This is a genomic window from Mucilaginibacter sp. P4_E8 (genome assembly GCF_056401495.1).
In genome coordinates this window covers 1-862 of sequence record NZ_JBFUJG010000424.1, presented here as the reverse complement: position 1 = coordinate 862, position 862 = coordinate 1, and the positions used below count along the sequence as shown (strand labels likewise).

Sequence of the window (862 nt, the reverse complement as noted above, 5' to 3'; positions counted from 1 at the left end):
GCTTAATGTGTCACGGAAAAATGACAAAGATATTTTTAACACTAAGGTAAAATATTGAAGTAGATAAATAGTCTATTGAAACTACAATTTAAGTATAAAATTGCGTTCTTTAAATTCAAAAAACTTAATGGATTATATAATCTATTAGAAATATACACTAAGGATGTTTTGAAAATTTCTCGGTTCGTTTTTCAGTTTTTTTTGCTATACTTTTGTTGCTTATCAATTTTATATTAAAATTAAATTATATGCAAAACCAACAACAGCCTGAATTTTTGGAAGAAGATTTTAATAAGTTTGTGAATAACTTATTTGACGAAGGAAAAACTGATTCTTTTGAATACTACGGAGTTTTATTTGAAGCTTCGTTACCGCCAAAAGAACTTAATAAGGGTGAAGAAATTTATATTATTACTGCAAGAGAAATTTCAAATGGTTTGTTTGCTGATGTTGTATTTGATACAAACAAATATATTGTTGAGGGAACATCAAAAGCTAACTTAACCAAGTGGATAAAAGATTTTGTCAATAAGTCTTTGAAATTGAAATGATCTGGTATATTGTTCTATCATAATTTTTTTATCTAACTCCTATCATTTCAGGTAGGAGTTTTGTTTAAATACAGTTTTAAACATTTCAGTATCAAAAAAATATTCCATCTCAGAACCCATTAAGATATCATAAAGACTTACTTCTAAACCAATTGATATAGCAATCATAGAAGATAAACGTGCATTGGTTTTTCCTAATTCAATTCTGCTGATCAATGAGATATCTGTATCAATAATATTAGCAAGTTGTTGCTGTGTTAGCTTTTTAGATAATCTAAGCTCCCTTATGCGTTTTCCTATGTCTCTATGTA

General features: G+C 27.3%; 2 protein-coding genes. One reads left to right on the top strand and one right to left on the bottom strand.

Annotated elements, in window-relative coordinates:
- Window positions 1–248: 248 nt before the first annotated feature.
- A complete protein-coding gene (locus AC1DRQ_RS31890) occupies window positions 249–551 on the top strand; it encodes a hypothetical protein (protein WP_477430222.1) in 303 nt (100 codons plus the stop codon).
- 42 nt (window positions 552–593) lie between these two features.
- Here the strand turns inward: AC1DRQ_RS31890 and AC1DRQ_RS31885 are convergent.
- A partial coding sequence (locus AC1DRQ_RS31885; protein WP_477430220.1) for a helix-turn-helix domain-containing protein occupies window positions 594–862 on the bottom strand: 269 nt, incomplete at its 5' end.